Consider the following 15,426-nt stretch of genomic DNA (forward strand, 5'->3'; position numbering starts at 1 on the left):
CGAGGACGACCTTCGGCCCGCTCCGCGCGGCGCCGGTCACCGGATCTGCAGGTTGTCGAGGTACGACTGCACGTTGCGCCGCGTCTCGCCGACGCTGTCCCCGCCGAACTTCTCGGCGACCGCGTCCGCGAGCACCAGCGCCACCATGGCCTCGGCCACGATGCCCGCTGCCGGAACGGCGCAGACATCGGACCTCTGGTGGTGTGCGGCGGCGACCTCGCCGGTGGCCACGTCGATCGTGGCGAGTGCGCGCGGCACCGTCGCGATCGGCTTCATCGCGGCCCGGACGCGCAGCAGCTCACCGGTGGACATGCCGCCCTCGGTGCCGCCGGCCCGCCCGGTGGTGCGCCTCACACCGTCGGCCGTGGGCACGATCTCGTCGTGCGCCTTGGATCCCGGCACCCGCGCCAGGTCGAAGCCGTCGCCGACCTCGACGCCCTTGATGGCCTGGATGCCCATGAGCGCACCCGCGAGCCGCGAGTCGAGACGCCGGTCCCAGTGGGTGAACGAACCGAGGCCGACCGGCACGTTGTACGCCAGCACCTCGACGACGCCGCCGAGGGTGTCGCCGTCCTTGTGGGCCTGGTCGATCTCCGCGACCATCGCCTTCGACGCGTCCGCGTCCAGGCAGCGCACCGGGTCCTCGTCCAGCTTCGCCTCGTCGGCGGGCTGCGGTACGACGCCGTACGGGGCCTTCGCCGCCGCCAGTTCCACGACGTGCGAGACGATCTCGATCCCGGTCGTCTGCTTCAGGTACGAGCGCGCCACCGTGCCCAGCGCCACCCGTGCCGCGGTCTCCCGCGCACTGGCCCGCTCAAGGACCGGCCGCGCCTCGTCCAGCGCGTACTTCTGCATGCCCGCGAGGTCCGCGTGGCCGGGGCGGGGGCGGGTCAGCGGCGCGTTGCGCGCCAGCTTGGCCAGCTCCTCCGGGTCCACGGGGTCGGCCGACATGACCTGCTCCCACTTGGGCCACTCGGTGTTGCCCACCATGATCGCGACGGGGCCGCCCATGGTCAGGCCGTGCCGCACGCCGCCGAGGAAGGTGACCTCGTCCTTCTCGAACTTCATCCGGGCGCCGCGCCCATATCCGAGCCGCCGTCGCGCCAGCGCGTCCGCCACCATCTCCGTGGTGATCGGCACGCCGGAGGGAAGGCCCTCCAGTGTCGCGACGAGTGCGGGTCCGTGGGATTCTCCCGCGGTCAGCCAGCGCAACCTGCTCAACGGTGCTCCTCATGCTCGCGCCTGAACTGCGATGACGCAGCCCGGATGCGCGGCCCGGACCCGCCAACCCCGATCCTCCCACGTCCCGCAAGGGCCCTCGCCCCCGGTCCAGAACTCGGACCACGCGCTCACCTGCCGGACAGGGCCCGTTCACCGGCCGCCCGCATGACGGCGAGCGGTGCTGCAGCGACACCCGTCATCTGCTCGACCTGCAACACCGCCTGGTGCACGAGGAGATCGAGTCCTCCGACCACTGCTCCCCCGCGACCGGACCAGGCCGTCGCGAGAGCGGTCGGCCACGGCTCGTACAGCACGTCGAAAAGCGTCCCGACAGCTTCCGGTACGTCCGCTGCCAGCGCATCCGTCGTACCGGCCGGGGTCGTCGCGATCACCAGCGGCGCCGCGAAGGCCTCGCTCGCTTCGCCCCAGTCGGCGGTCCGCACGTCGACTCCGAGCCGTTCGCCCCAGGTCCGCATCTCGACCGCGCGCGCTTCACTGCGTACGTACGCGGTGACGGGCCCGGCGCAGATCCGCGCCAGCGCGGCGAGCGCGGACGAGGCGGTGGCACCGGCCCCGAGGATCGCGGCGGACTCGACCTTCTCGACCCCGCGCTCGCACAGGGCGGAGATCATCCCCGGGATGTCGGTGTTGTCGCCGAGCCGACGCCCGTCCTCGGTGAACACGACGGTGTTGACCGCCTCCACCGAGGCGGCCGTCTCGCTGACCTCGTCGAGCAGCGGCATGATCGCGCGCTTCAGCGGCATGGTGAGCGAGAGGCCCGCCCATTCGCTCCCCAACTCCCCCACGAATGAAGGGAGTTGGGCCTCATCCACCTCGAACCGGTCGTACGACCAGCCGTCGAGTCCCAGCTCCGCGTAGGCGGCCCTGTGCAGGACAGGGGAGAGCGAGTGGGCGATGGGCGAGCCGAGGACGGCGGCCCGCCGCATCTCAGCGGCCACGCTGACTGGCATTGAACTTGTCCCTCAACTTCTCGAACTCGGGGTGCGTCTTGGCGAACTCGGTCTTGTTCATACCGTCGGTCGCCACGAAGTAGTACCAACCGTCCGCCGTCGGGTTCGCCGCGGCGCTCAGCGCCTCGTCCCCCGGGTTGCCGATCGGACCGGGGGGCAGGCCGACGTGGTAGTACGTGTTGTACGGGTTCGGGTCCTTGTAGATCTCAGCGAGCGTGATGTTGATCTTGCTCTGACCCTTGGCGTAGTTGTACGTCGAGTCGAACTGGATCTTGCCGTACGACTGGGTGTTGTTCCTCTTGAGGCGGTTGTAGACCACCTCGGACATCTGGCGGAAGTCATTGTGCGTCTTGCCCTCGGCCTGCACGAGGCTGGCGACGGTGAGCAGCTCGTAGGGCGACTTGAGGTTGAGCTTGGCCGCCACGCCCGCCAGGTCCTTCTTCTCGTACTCCTCGTTGGCCCTGGCCACGATCCGTTTGAGGACTTCCTCGGGCTTGGAGCCCTTGGCGACCGGATAGCTGGCCGGGTACAGGAAGCCTTCGAGGGGGTCCTTGAGGTTGGGGTGTCCGGTGGCCCATTTCGGCAGTCCGAGGCTGGAGACCTGTGCCTTCGCCGCCTTCTCCGTGCTGCCCTTGTCAAGACCAAGGCGCTCGTCGATCTGTCCGTAGACCCAGGCGTTGCGCCTGCCCTCGGGGATGATCAAGGCGTTGCGGCTCGCCGGGCTGAGCATCAGCTCCAGAGCCGCCTTCGCGGACATCTCCTTCTTCATGGTGTAGAAGCCGACCTGGATGAGGTTCCCCTTCTTGGGGTCCTTGCCCAACTCGGCCGTGAAGGCGCTGACGCTCTTGACCACACCCGCCTTCTTGAGGGTGTTGCCGATCTCGTTGCCGTCGGCGCCCTTCTTGACCTCGATCTGCACCGACTCGTCGGTGCCGCCGCCGGAGAAGTCCTCGGCCGGGCCGAACCGATCCTGCCAGTACTGGTAACCGAAGTAGCCGACCGTGCCGACCCCTCCGAGCAGGACCGCCGACACCACCAGGCACGCACAGCCGTTGCGGCTCTTCTTCTTGCCCTTACCCGGCTTGCCGCCCTTGCCACGGCGCGAGGAGCGCGGATCGTCGTCGTCCTCGTCCTCCTCGTCGCGGGCCGGGGTGCGGCCGTTGTCGGTGCCCGTGAAGAAGGGGTGCTCCTCCTCGACGGGGGCGTCCGGGTCCCAGTCGGTCGTCGGCTCGGGGGCCGTACGGCGCTGGGCGGGGGGCTGCGGCGGCGGGTAGGCCTCGGGGGTGCCGTAGTAGTCCTGCTGCTCGCCGCCGTAGCCGGGCTGCTGACCGCTGTACGGGTCGGCCGGGTTCATGCCGTACGGCACGGCCTGGTTCTGCTGCCCGGTGTCCCAGCCGCCCTGGTTCCCCTGACCCTGGCCTTGACCGCCGTACTGCTGCTGGTCGGGGTACTGGGCCTGCGGGTACTGGCCGCTGTCGTGCGCCTGGGGGTACGGCCCGCTGTCATGGACCTGGGGGTACTGGCCGCTCTGGTGCGCCTGGGGGTACTGACCGCTGTCGTAGTACGCCTGCTGTGCCTGGCCCTGCTGGGGCTGACCGTGCTGCTGGGGCTGGCCGTGCTGCTGCGGGTACTGCTGCGGCTGGCCGCCGTAGGTCTGGTCGTACGGGACCTGGCCGTGCCCGGCCTGCTGTCCGCCCCAACCCTGACCACCCTGGTCCCCGTACAACGGGTCCTCCGGGTGCCACGGTTCGGAGCCTTGACCCCGGCCATACTCAGTCATCGGTCCCCTAGAGCCGTGAGGTGGCGGGTGGGGCGCGCGTGGGGCACGGCCTCCGTCCCGCCTCAGTTCCTGTGCGGCAGCTGTTCGAACGCCGCCACGGCGCGGAACGTTACCGTATCGCGATCAGACAACCACTTCGACGCCTTCGCCAGGGAGCTCTCCCGACACTCGTTCGGCCTCAAGTGCGTTCTGAAGAATGACAATCGCGGCGGCCTGGTCGATGACGGATCGCCCCTTTTTGGACTTCACGCCCGAAGCGCGCAGCCCCTGAGTGGCCGTCACTGTGGTCATCCTCTCGTCGACCAGTCGGACGCCGACGGGCGCGATGCCCCTGGCGAGCTCCTGGGCGAACTTCCTGACCTTGACCGCGGCCGGGCCCTCGCCCCCGTTGAGGGAGCGAGGGAGACCGACCACGACTTCGAGGGGTTCGTACTCCTCGACCAACTGGCGCAACCGCCGGTGGGCGGCCGGGACGTCACGTCCCGGCACGGTCTCCACCGGCGTGGCGAGGACCCCGTCGGGGTCGCACGAGGCGACCCCGATCCGGGCGTCCCCGACGTCGATCGCAAGACGGCGTCCGCGTCGCATCAGGCGGTTTCCCCGACGAGGCGCTCGACGGCTTCGATGGCTTCACCGATGGCCTCGACGCTGGTGCCGCCGCCCTGGGCGACGTCCGGCTTGCCGCCGCCACCGCCGCCGAGGGTCTTGGCGGCCGTACGGACCAACTCGCCGGCCTTCAGGCCGCGCTGACGGGCCGTCTCATTGGTGGCGATGACGGTGAGCGGGCGGCCGTTGGCCGTGGTGAAGAGGGCCACGACGGCGGCCCGGTCGCCCTGGATGCGGCCGCGCACATCGAGGACCAGCTTGCGCAGGTCGTCGGCGGAGGTGCCGTCCGGCACCTGGCCGGTGACGAGGGCGACGCCCTTGACGTCCTTGGCGCCCTGGACGAGTCCTGCGGCGGCCTGGAGCACCTTCTCCGCGCGGAACTTCTCGATCTCCTTCTCGGCGTCCTTCAGCTTGCCGAGCATCGAGGAGATCTTCTCCGGGAGCTCCTCGGGGCGGCCCTTGACCAGCTCCTGGAGCTGGGCGACGACCGTGTGCTCACGGGCCAGGAACTTGTACGCGTCGACGCCGACCAGGGCCTCGATGCGGCGCACGCCGGAGCCGATCGACGACTCGCCGAGCAGCTTGACCAGGCCGAGCTGGGCGGTGTTGTGGACGTGCGTACCGCCGCACAGCTCCTTGGAGAAGTCGCCGATGGTGACCACGCGGACGCGCTCGCCGTACTTCTCGCCGAACTCGGCGATGGCGCCCTGCTTCTTGGCCTCGTCGATCGACATGACCTCGGCGTGGACGTCCATCTCGTGCGAGAGGACCTCGTTGATCCGCTGCTCGACGTCGGTGAGGACGGCGCTGGGAACGGCGGCCGGGGAGCCGAAGTCGAACCGGAAACGGCCGGGCTGGTTCTCGGAACCGGCCTGGGCGGCCGTCGGGCCGAGAGCGTCGCGCAGCGCCTGGTGGGTGAGGTGCGTGGCGGAGTGGGCGCGGGCGATGGCGTTGCGGCGGTGCACGTCGATGACGGCCTGGGCCTGGGCACCGACGGTGACCTCGCCGACCTGGACGACGCCCTTGTGGACGTACACGCCGGGTACGGGCTTCTGACAGTCGCGGACCTCGACGATGGCGCCGGTGTCCAGCTTGATGCGGCCGGTGTCGCCGATCTGGCCGCCGCCCTCGGCGTAGAACGGGGTGCGGTCCAGGACGATCTCGACATCGTCGCCCTCGGTGGCGACCGGCGAGGGCACGCCGTCGACGAGGATGCCGACGACGCGGGACTCGCCGACCGTGGAGGTGTAGCCGATGAAGTCGGTCTCGCCCGCGGCGTCCGCGATCTCGCGGTAGCCGGACATGTCGGCGTGGCCGTGCTTCTTGGCCTGGGCGTCGGCCTTGGCGCGGTCCCGCTGCTCCTTCATGAGGCGGCGGAAGCCTTCCTCGTCCACCGAAAGGCCCTGCTCGGAGGCCATTTCGAGGGTGAGGTCGATCGGGAAGCCCCAGGTGTCGTGGAGCAGGAACGCCTTGTCGCCGGAGAGGACCTGGCCGCCGGCGGCCTTGGTCTCGGTGACGGCGGTGTCCAGGATGTTGGTGCCGCCCTTGAGGGCCTTGAGGAAGGCGGCCTCTTCGGCGAGGGCGACGCCCAGGATGCGCTGGCGGTCGGTGATGAGCTCCGGGTACTGCTGGCCCATCGTGTCGACGACCGTGTCCACCAGCTCCTGGACGACGGGGCCCGTGGCACCCATGAGGCGCATGTTGCGGATGGCACGGCGCATGATGCGGCGCAGGACGTAGCCGCGGCCCTCGTTGCCTGGGGTGACGCCGTCGCCGATGAGCATCACGGAGGTGCGCATGTGGTCGGCGACCACGCGCATCGAGACGTCGCTGCCCTGGGCGGCGCCGTAGCGCACCCCGGTCAGCTCGGTGGCCTTGTCCATGACGACGCGCAGGGTGTCGGTCTCGTACATGTTCTGTACGCCCTGGAGGATCATGGCGAGGCGCTCCAGGCCGAGGCCCGTGTCGATGTTCTTCGACGGGAGCTCGCCGAGGATCTCGAAGTCCTCCTTGCCGATGCCGGCGCCGCGCTCGTACTGCATGAAGACCAGGTTCCAGATCTCCACGTAGCGCTCGTCGTTGACGGCGGGGCCGCCCTCGACACCGAACTCGGGACCGCGGTCGTAGTTGATCTCCGAGCACGGGCCGCAGGGTCCGGGGACGCCCATCGACCAGTAGTTGTCCTTCTTGCCCAGGCGCTGGATGCGCTCGGCGGGGACGCCGATCTTCTCGCGCCAGATCTGCTCGGCCTCGTCGTCGTCGAGGTAGACGGTGATCCAGAGCTTCTCGGGGTCGAGGCCGTAGCCGCCGTCGGCGACGGACTTCGTCAGGATCTCCCAGGCGAAGCGGATGGCCCCTTCCTTGAAGTAGTCCCCGAAGGAGAAGTTGCCGCACATCTGGAAGAACGTGCCGTGCCGGGTGGTCTTGCCGACCTCTTCGATGTCCGGGGTGCGGACGCACTTCTGGACGCTGGTGGCGCGCTGCCAGGGGGCCTTGACCTCACCCAGGAAGTACGGCTTGAACGGCACCATGCCGGCCGGGACCAGGAGCAGAGTCGGGTCGTCCGCGATGAGCGACGCCGAAGGGACAACGGTGTGACCGCGCTCCTCGAAGAAGCTCAGCCAGCGGCGACGAATTTCTGCCGACTCCATCAGTGGTCCTCATTCCGGTTGTACGAATTCCCGCTGCGTGACGGGGAGTTGGGGGTGATGCCGTGGTCGATGGCCGCAACGTAGCGTTGCGGCGGGAGCGCTCGCGCGTCGTCGGGGGCCGCGTCCAGGCCGAGCGCGTCGCCGAGTTCGGCCTCGCGCTGGACCATGCCGGCCCGCACGTCGAGCGCGAAGTCCTTGAGCCTGTGGCCCGCTTCGACCGCCTTGTCGGCGGCCTGCGCGGCGAGGCTCTCGGGGGTCAGCGCCTTGAGCTTGCGGTTGACCTTCTGAGTGGCCCACACACCGGCGGCTGCGCCTGCGGTGAACCAGAACGTACGGCGGAACATCGCTGCGTCAGTCCTTAGATCCGCGGGAACTCCGGCCGTTCCGCTTCGCCCGCCGCGCGGTGGGCAGGGTCCGGCCGACGATCACGGTACGGCGGTCCGGAGCCGGCGGCTCCGGCGTCTTCTTGCGGCCGATCGCCTGGCGCACGCCGTATCCGAAGGCGGCGACCTTGACCAGGGGGCCGCCGAAGGTGGAGGCGACGGTGGAGGAGAGCGCGGACGCGTTCGACGTGACTTCCTGTACGTCGGAGGCGATCGCGTCGACCCGGTCCAGCTGGGTCTGCGCCGAGCGCACGGTCGCGGAGGCGTCGGACAGCAGCGGTACCGCCTGCTCGGTCACCTCGGCCACCAGCCGGGTCGTCTGCTTGAGCGTCTGCGCCAGCCTCACCAGTACGAGAGCGAGGAAGGAGACGAGGATCGCCCAGAAGACGGCCACCAGGATGCCGGCCACCTCTCCACCGGACACGATGCGCTCCCTGTTGCGTAGAGAAATCTCTGTACGAAAAGTCGTTCCGCGAGCCTATCGCGCCGGGGCCGCGGCTCCGTACCGGATATCGCGCGTCCGGGCACCGCCCCCGTAACGCGCAAACCCGCCGCTCCCCGCTCCGTGACGGAGCGGGAAGACGACGGGCAGTGCACGCAAGTGCGTAAGGACTACGCCGAATCAGCGGGCGTAGTACTCGACGACCAGCTGCTCGTCGCAGATGACCGGGATTTCCTTGCGGTTCGGGTCGCGGTCCAGGCGGAAGGCCAGGGCCTTCAGGTTCACCTGGAGGTAGCGCGGGGTCTCACCCTCGGTGTCGTAGCCACCCTCACGGGCGACCTGGAAGGGGACCTTCTCGCGGCTGCGCTCGCGGACCATCACGACGTCGTCGGGACGGACGCGGAACGACGGCTTGTCGACCTTGCCGCCGTTGACCTCGATGTGACCGTGCACGACCATCTGGCGGGCCTGGTAGATGGTGCGGGCGATGCCCGAACGCAGGACCAGGGCGTCGAGGCGACGCTCAAGCTCGACGACCAGCGCCTCGCCCGTCTTGCCTTCGGCCTTCTTGGCGCGGTCGTAGGCGCGCGCCATCTGGCGCTCGCTGATGTCGTACTGGGCGCGCAGACGCTGCTTCTCCAGCAGACGGACCTTGTAGTCCGAGTTCTGCTTGCGGCCACGGCCGTGCTCGCCCGGCGGGTAGGGGCGCGACTCGAAGTACTTGACGGCCTTCGGCGTCAGCGCAATGCCGAGCGCGCGGCTCTTCTTGACCTTGGGGCGGGACTGGTTCGGCACGAACCAACCTCTCTATCTGTTCGGAATACGGCTTCACCAGGGTTAAGGGAGGTCGCATCCGCAGCCGGGGAAACCCCTCCATCGCTGGACGGGCAGCCGCTCCCTGGTCTGGGCACTATGTGCAGCACGCGAGTGGCCCACCGATCCATGGGTTTCCCCGGGATGATGGGCTGCCCGCGACACCTTCAACGGTGCGCGACGCTCCTGGAACACCTCACGCCTTGCGGCGAAGGGTTCCGGCTGCATGTCCCGTTCTGGTGATGCCGGTACGGGACCGGACACGGGACGCAGCGCTTCGGTCGATTGTACTAGGCCGGGCGTGATGCTGCGGACCGGGCCGTCAGGGGCAGGTGTCGGGCCTGCCGACAGCCGGGGCCCGGCCTGTCAGGGGCAGGTGCCGCCTGTCAGGGGCAGGTGCCGCCTGTCAGGGGCAGGTGCCGAGCATCTCGAAGAGCGCCCCCTTCTCGGGCGGCGTCACCGTCAGCGCGTACTTCGCCTTGATGCCGGTCCAGCGGCGGGCGTACTCGCACCAGTATTCACGGCGCGGTCTCCACTTGTCGGGGGTCTTGCTGCTCTTCTCGTGGTTCGCCTGCTTGTCGACGGCGAGGAGCACGTCGAGGTCGTTGGCGTACCCGAGCCGCTTCTCCGGGGTCCACGCCCAGGCGCCCGCCCGCCAGGCCGCACCGAGCGGCACGACGTGGTCGGCCTGGATCTGCGAGGCACGGCGGTAGGTGTACGGCAGTTCCTTGCCGGTGTACGGGTCGTGGAGCACTCCGGACAGGGGTACGCAGGCATCGCGGTCGCCCTGGCGCAGCACGGTCAGGTCGCGGTGGAGGACGTCGTCGCGGGTGTCGCAGCCGTTGCGCCCGCCCGGGGCGTCGGTCTCGTCCGACCAGGTCTCGCCGAACTCGGCCCGCCGGTACGTCTGCCAGTTCCTGCCCCACTCGACGGTGAGTCCTGCCAGCCGGGTGCGGGCCTCGGCCGCGGTGGGCGGGAAGCCGTGGCTGGTCAGTGGGACGGCGGTCGGCCGGACCGGCGGGGTCTCGGCCCGGTGGCAGCCGGTGGCCGCGACGAGGCAGACGAGGCAGCCGAGGCAGACGAGGAGCACCGCCGGTCGTCGGGCCGTGCTCGGGCGGGCCATGCTCAGGAGCGTAGGCGCGACCGCTCACCCCTGCCCGTTCAGCCGCTCCCGCACCTTCTCCACCACGTCCGCGTACCTGGCCTCGGCCCCGTACCGGGTGGGGGTGTAGTACTGCCTGCCGTGCACCTCGTCCGGGGCGTACTGCTGGGCGGCGATGCCGCCGGGCACGTCGTGCGGGTAGACGTACCCCTGGGCGTGGCCGAGCTTGGCGGCGCCCTTGTAGTGCCCGTCGCGCAGGTGCGGGGGGACGGCGCCCGCCATGCCCTGGCGCACGTCGGCCTGGGCGGCCTGGATGGCGAGGGTCGCGGCGTTGGACTTCGGGGCGAGGGCGAGCGCGATGGTGGCGTGGCTCAGGGTCAGCGCCGCCTCGGGGAATCCGATCATGGCGACGGCCTGGGCGGCGGCGACGGCCGTGGGCAGGGCCGTCGGGTCGGCGAGGCCGATGTCCTCGCTGGCCGAGATCATCAGCCGTCTGGCGATGAACCGGGGGTCCTCGCCCGCCTCGATCATCCGGGCCAGGTAGTGCAGGGCGGCGTCCACGTCGGAGCCCCGGATGGACTTGATGAGGGCGCTGGCGACGTCATAGTGCTGGTCGCCGTCGCGGTCGTACTTCACGGCCGCCCGGTCGACGGTCTCCTCGACCGTCTCCAGGGTGATCGACTTCTCTCCCTTGGAGATCGCCGCTCCGGCCGCCGCCTCCAGGGCGGTCAGCGCGCGCCGGGCGTCGCCGCCCGCGATCCGCAGCAGGTGGTCCTCGGCGTCCTCGGGCAGCGTGACCGCGCCGCCGAGACCGCGCTCCTCGGTGAGCGCCCGGCGGACCAGGCCGCGCAGGTCGTCGTCGGTGAGGGATTCGAGGGTGAGGAGCAGGGAGCGGGAGAGGAGCGGCGAGATGATCGAGAAGTACGGGTTCTCGGTGGTGGCCGCGACGAGGGTGACCCAGCGGTTCTCCACGGCGGGCAGCAGCGAGTCCTGCTGGGCCTTGCTGAAGCGGTGGATCTCGTCGAGGAAGAGGACGGTCTCCTTGCCGAAGCCGCCCGAAGCGCGGCGGGCGCCCTCGATGACGGCCCGTACTTCCTTCACGCCCGCGGTGATCGCGGACAGCTCGACGAAGCGCTTCTGGGTCGCCTGGCTGACGACGTACGCCAGGGTCGTCTTGCCGATGCCCGGCGGGCCCCAGAGAATCACGGACGACGGACCCGCGGGCCCGCCGCCGCTCTCCCCCACCAGGCGGCGCAGTGGCGAGCCCGGCTTGAGGAGGTGCTTCTGTCCGAAGACCTCGTCGAGGGTGCGCGGGCGCATCCGAACGGCCAGGGGGCTGCTGGACGGGTCGTTGGCCTGGCGTTCTTCTGCGGCTGCGGTAAAGAGATCGGGCTCCACACTCAGCAGCCTAGATCAGCCCACTGACAACCGGGCCGCGCCCCTATGGGGCGCCCCATAGGGGCGCGGGGAACTGCGCGGCCGGCCACGACGAACCCGCACCCAACGAGCTGTCCTGCTCAGCTGGTCCAGAAGCTCCACCAGTTGGTGAGGATCAGAATCCCGATGACCCCGATCCACAGCACCGGCACCACCCAGTGGAACTCCACCAGCCCGTTCCGCAGCCACTTCGGCGCCGGCAGGATCCGGTGCTTCAGGTTGTGGACGGTGACGTAGCAGAACATCACGATGGTGGCGACCCAGGCGAGGCAGCACCACAGGCACAGCGACCGGATCGTGTAGAGCGACTCGTACTGGAGGTAGGTGCAGAAGGCGACGCCGAAGAGGGTGCCCGCGTTGAGCCCGAGCCAGTACCAGCGCTTGTAGCGGGCCCCGGCGAGGAGGGCGACGCCGATGGCGATCACCATCGCGTACGTGACCAGGCCGAGCATCGGGTTGGGGAACCCGAACGCCGCCGCCTGGTCGCTCTTCATGATGTTGCCGCAGGCGACGACCGGGTTGAGGCTGCACCCGGGCGTGAAGTTCGGGTCCTCCAGCAGCTTGAACTTGTCGATCGTGATGATCCACGAGGCGAAGACTCCGGCCGCTCCCGTGATGATCAGCAGCCAGGAGAACGCCCGCCCGGCCCCGATGAGGCCCGTGCCGTTCCGCTCTTCCGTCTCCGCTGACACGTCGTCTGACATGTCGTCAACCGCTGTCGTCATATCGCCGTTCCGTCGCTGCCGTGATCCGAGGGGAAGGCTCATTCTGCCGCACGGAGGGCGCCGTACGCCGTTCGCAGGACATAAGGAGGTAAAGGACGGGCCACGGTCGGAGCGGAACGCCGGGTGCGCGCTGCTCGGCACCGCGGTGAGCAGGACGGGTGAGCAGGACGGGTGAGCGTACGGCAGGGCGGGGGATGCGCGAGAGGAGGGGCCCGGAACCGCTGCGGTTCCGGGCCCCTCCTCTCGTACGTACGCGATCAGCCCAGTCGGCGCCGGATCTCCGCGACGACCGTGTCCAGGGCGACCGGCTCCTGCTCGCCGGACTCCATGTCCTTGAGCTGGACCTGGCCCTCCGCGAGGTCGCGCTCACCGGCGACGACGACGTAGCGGGCACCCGACCTGTTGGCGTTCTTCATGGCCCCCTTGAGGCCCTTGCCGCCGAACGAGAAGTCCGTGGCGACCCCGGCCTTCCGCAGCTCGACGACCTTGCCGAAGAGCACCCGGCGGGCCTCATCGCCCAGCGGCACCGCGTACACGGCGGTCGTCGCCGGAATGTCGAGGACGACGCCTTCGGCCTCCAGCGCCAGGACCGTGCGGTCCACGCCGAGTGCCCAGCCGACGGACGGCAGCGCGGGGCCGCCGATCATCTCGGACAGGCCGTCGTAGCGGCCACCGCCGCCCACCGCGGACTGCGAGCCGAGACCGTCGTGGACGAACTCGAAGGTGGTCCGGGTGTAGTAGTCCAGGCCGCGGACCAGCTTCTCGTCGTCCTCGAAGGCGACGCCCGCGGCGGTGATCAGCGCGCGCACCTCCTCGTGGTACGCCTTGCACGCCTCGCACAGGTAGTCGCGCAGCGCCGGGGCGCCGACCAGCTGCTTCTGCACGTCCGCGCGCTTGTCGTCGAGGACCCGCAGCGGGTTGATCTCGGCGCGGCGGATCGTCTCCGCGTCGAGGTCGAGGCCGCGCAGGAAGGACTGGAGGGCCTCCCGGTAGACGGGGCGGCACTCCTTGTCGCCGAGCGAGTTCAGCAGGATGCGGAAGTTCCGGAGACCGAGCGAGCGGTACGCCTGGTCAGCCAGGATGATCATCTCGGCGTCGAGCGCCGGGTCCTCGGCTCCGATGGCCTCGGCGCCGACCTGCGAGAAGTGGCGGTAGCGGCCCTTCTGCGGGCGCTCGTAGCGGTAGTACGAGCCGGAGTACCAGAGCTTGACGGGCAGGTTGCCCGCCTTGTGGAGGTTGGCCTCCAGGGCGGCGCGCAGCACGGATGCGGTGCCCTCGGGGCGCAGCGCGAGCTCGTCGCCGCCCTTCGTGGTGAGGGTGTACATCTCCTTGGTCACGATGTCGGTGGACTCGCCGACACCGCGGGCGAACAGCTCGACGTTCTCGAAGCCGGGGGTCTCGATGTAGCCGTAGCCGGAGTTCCGCAGCGGTGCGGCGATGGCCTCGCGCACGGCGAGATACGTCGCGGAGACGGGCGGAAGCAGGTCGTACGTGCCCTTGGGGGCCTGAAAGGTACTCACGGGAGGGGGTTCACATTCCTCGTCGAGGGGCGGGCGCGGCGTCCAGGTCCCGCAGGTACGGGTTGGTCGCGCGCTCCTGGCCGATGGTCGTCTGGGGGCCGTGCCCGGACAGCACCACGGTCGAGTCCTCCAGCGGCAGGCACACACGGGCCAGCGATTTCAGGAGGTCGGCGTGGGAGCCACCGGGGAAGTCGGTGCGTCCGACGGAGCCGGCGAACAGCAGGTCGCCCGAGAAGAGGATCTGCGGAATGTCCGCGGCCTCGGGCAGCCTGAAGGTCACCGACCCCTTGGTATGGCCGGGCGCATGCGACACGGACAGGTCCAGACCGGCGAGCTTCAGCTCGGCGCCGTCGTGCAGCTCCTTGACGTCGTCCGGTTCGCCCACCGTCAGCTCGCCCATGAGCTGGGCGCCCAGGGAGCGGCCGAGGGCCTTCTCCGGGTCGCTCATCATGAAGCGGTCCTCGGGGTGGATCCACGCGGGTACGTTCTTGGCCCCGCACACCGGGACGACGGAGGCGACGTGGTCGATGTGGCCGTGGGTGAGCACGACGGCGACGGGCTTCAGCCGATGCTTCTTCAGCGTCTCCTCGACACCCTGCGTGGCCTGGTGGCCCGGGTCGATGATGACGCACTCCTCGCCTGCGGCGGGGGCGACCAGATAGCAATTGGTCCCCCAGGCCCCGGCGGGGAACCCGGCAATAAGCACGATCGTCCTCTGTGTGGTCGTCCAACGGGGATTGCGAATATGGAATTGCAATGGACCAGAGCCTACCGGCGCTCTTCGTCCCACAGCTAACCCATATACGGTACGGGCTAGCTCGGGCCCGGCCGGACAGCAGTCCGGCACCAGTCGACACGTACGAGGAGAACACCCGGTGGTCACCAGCGATCAGCGGCGGCGGCAGCTCGCCAGGGAGAAGTTCGAGCGCCAGCAGCAGCGCCGTGCCGAGAAGCAGCGCAGGACCAGGCGGCGCACCGCTGTGATCGGCGCGGCAGTGGCCGTGGTCGTGGCGGCGGGCGCGACGGCGTACGCGACGGGCGTCTTCGAGAGCAAGGGCGGCAAGAGCGTGGCCGACGCCCCGAACCCGTCGGACTCCCCCAAGAAGACCGCCGACCCGTGCAAGAAGCCGGCGCCGGGCGAGGTCGCGAAGCTCTCCTTCAAGGAGGAGCCGAAGCTCGACATCGACAAGTCGGCAAATTACGCGATGAAGCTGCAGACCACCTGTGGCGACATCGACCTGGCACTGGACGCGAAGAACGCACCGCGCACGGTGAATTCGTTCAACTTCCTCGCCGGGAAGGGGTACTTCGACCACACCAAGTGCCACCGCCTCACCACGCAGGGCATCTACGTCCTGCAGTGCGGCGACCCGACGGCGGCCGGCACCGGCACCCCCGGCTACAAGGTCCCCGACGAGAACCTGAAGGACCCGAAGGTCAAGGGCGGCACGTACCCGGCGGGCACGGTCGCGATGGCCAACGCGGGTCCGGGCACCGGCGGCAGCCAGTTCTTCCTGGTCTACAAAGACAGCCCGCTGCCCGCGAACTACACGCCGTTCGGCACGATCAAGGGTGGTCAGGACGTACTGGAGAAGATCGCTGGTGCCGGTGAGTCCAGTGGGCAGGGCGACGGGGCCCCGAACGCCACCGTGGTCATCGACAAGGCGACCGTGACCAAGTAGACCAACAGTCAAACCGGGATGTGCGGGATGCGGACAGCCGCCCTGCGCGTCGCCTATGTTGGCGGTGTGCAGGGCGTCTTCGGCCCCGCGATC

General features: G+C 69.7%; 14 protein-coding genes. 1 reads left to right on the forward strand and 13 read right to left on the reverse strand.

The genetic code is table 11. The features are described 5' to 3' along the window. Positions 1-36: 36 nt before the first annotated feature. The 13 genes from aroC to ACH4SP_RS40215 form a co-directional block, all read right to left on the reverse strand. Positions 37-1,221: a chorismate synthase gene (gene aroC, locus ACH4SP_RS40155; RefSeq protein ID WP_398423041.1), complete on the reverse strand. Its 1,185-nt coding sequence runs from the start codon at positions 1,219-1,221 to the stop codon at positions 37-39. A 128-nt stretch (positions 1,222-1,349) separates the two neighbouring features. Next, positions 1,350-2,192: a shikimate dehydrogenase gene (locus ACH4SP_RS40160; RefSeq protein ID WP_398423043.1), complete on the reverse strand. Its 843-nt coding sequence runs from the start codon at positions 2,190-2,192 to the stop codon at positions 1,350-1,352. Next, positions 2,170-3,972: an endolytic transglycosylase MltG gene (mltG, locus tag ACH4SP_RS40165; RefSeq protein ID WP_398423045.1), complete on the reverse strand. Its 1,803-nt coding sequence runs from the start codon at positions 3,970-3,972 to the stop codon at positions 2,170-2,172. The genes ACH4SP_RS40160 and mltG overlap by 23 nt, the downstream gene beginning before the upstream one ends. 123 nt (positions 3,973-4,095) lie before the next feature. After that, positions 4,096-4,560, reverse strand: coding sequence for a Holliday junction resolvase RuvX (ruvX, locus tag ACH4SP_RS40170; protein ID WP_398423047.1), 465 nt, complete (start codon positions 4,558-4,560; stop codon positions 4,096-4,098). Further along, positions 4,560-7,229 (reverse strand): alanine--tRNA ligase, encoded by a 2,670-nt coding sequence (alaS, locus tag ACH4SP_RS40175; protein WP_398423049.1) that lies wholly within the window; start codon positions 7,227-7,229, stop codon positions 4,560-4,562. Before alaS ends, ruvX begins: the two co-directional genes overlap by 1 nt. Then, positions 7,229-7,573 (reverse strand): DUF6167 family protein, encoded by a 345-nt coding sequence (locus tag ACH4SP_RS40180; RefSeq protein WP_398423051.1) that lies wholly within the window; start codon positions 7,571-7,573, stop codon positions 7,229-7,231. The genes alaS and ACH4SP_RS40180 overlap by 1 nt, the downstream gene beginning before the upstream one ends. Positions 7,574-7,580: 7 nt before the next feature. Beyond that, on the reverse strand, positions 7,581-8,021 hold the full coding sequence (locus ACH4SP_RS40185) for a DUF948 domain-containing protein (protein ID WP_398423159.1): 441 nt from the start codon (positions 8,019-8,021) through the stop codon (positions 7,581-7,583). Between the two features lie 213 nt (positions 8,022-8,234). Further along, entirely contained in the window at positions 8,235-8,849 is a 615-nt protein-coding gene (gene rpsD / locus ACH4SP_RS40190) for a 30S ribosomal protein S4 (RefSeq protein ID WP_345224933.1), read from the reverse strand. 424 nt (positions 8,850-9,273) lie between these two features. Then, positions 9,274-9,990, reverse strand: a complete 717-nt coding sequence (locus tag ACH4SP_RS40195; RefSeq protein WP_398423053.1) for an HNH endonuclease family protein — start codon at positions 9,988-9,990, stop codon at positions 9,274-9,276. 24 nt (positions 9,991-10,014) lie between these two features. After that, positions 10,015-11,367, reverse strand: a complete 1,353-nt coding sequence (locus ACH4SP_RS40200) for a replication-associated recombination protein A (RefSeq protein WP_398423055.1) — start codon at positions 11,365-11,367, stop codon at positions 10,015-10,017. Positions 11,368-11,486: 119 nt separating this feature from the next. Further along, the gene (locus tag ACH4SP_RS40205) at positions 11,487-12,131 is read right to left on the reverse strand and encodes a vitamin K epoxide reductase family protein (RefSeq protein WP_398423056.1); all 645 of its coding nucleotides are present in this window, start codon (positions 12,129-12,131) and stop codon (positions 11,487-11,489) included. Positions 12,132-12,388: 257 nt separating this feature from the next. After that, positions 12,389-13,651: a histidine--tRNA ligase gene (hisS, locus tag ACH4SP_RS40210; protein WP_398423058.1), complete on the reverse strand. Its 1,263-nt coding sequence runs from the start codon at positions 13,649-13,651 to the stop codon at positions 12,389-12,391. A gap of 10 nt (positions 13,652-13,661) precedes the next feature. Beyond that, complete coding sequence (locus tag ACH4SP_RS40215; RefSeq protein ID WP_398423060.1) at positions 13,662-14,357, reverse strand: MBL fold metallo-hydrolase; 696 nt, start codon at positions 14,355-14,357, stop codon at positions 13,662-13,664. Positions 14,358-14,526: 169 nt separating this feature from the next. Here ACH4SP_RS40215 and ACH4SP_RS40220 point away from each other — a divergent pair, with 169 nt between their 5' ends. Then, the gene (locus ACH4SP_RS40220) at positions 14,527-15,333 is read left to right on the forward strand and encodes a peptidylprolyl isomerase (protein WP_398423061.1); all 807 of its coding nucleotides are present in this window, start codon (positions 14,527-14,529) and stop codon (positions 15,331-15,333) included. Positions 15,334-15,426 lie beyond the last annotated feature (93 nt).

The sequence above is a fragment of the Streptomyces sp. NPDC021093 genome, assembly GCF_044333135.1.
Classification (GTDB): Bacteria; Actinomycetota; Actinomycetes; order Streptomycetales; family Streptomycetaceae; genus Streptomyces.